This window comes from Acinetobacter sp. NigerLNRRAM0016 (genome assembly GCF_054112845.1).
Genome location: NZ_JBSYVT010000159.1, coordinates 1 through 201, shown reverse-complemented (window position 1 = coordinate 201; position 201 = coordinate 1). Strand labels below are relative to the sequence as shown.

General features: G+C 44.8%; 1 pseudogene. It reads left to right on the top strand.

The features are described from left to right. Positions 1 to 55: 55 nt before the first annotated feature. A pseudogene (locus ACWQ4X_RS19975) lies at positions 56 to 201 on the top strand (IS6 family transposase); the annotation flags it as partial.

Genomic DNA, 201 nt, shown 5'->3' with positions numbered 1-201 from the left:
TTGCAAATAACCACGAATGGTAAGCTGAAGACTGTTTTAGCTAAAGGTGCAGCATATGAATCCTTTCCATGGTCGGCATTTTCAGGGCGAAATCATTCTTTGGGCTGTGCGCTGGTATTGTAAATATGGCATTAGCTATCGTGAACTGCAGGAAATGCTGGCCGAACGGGGTGTGAATGTTGATCACACGACTATTTACCG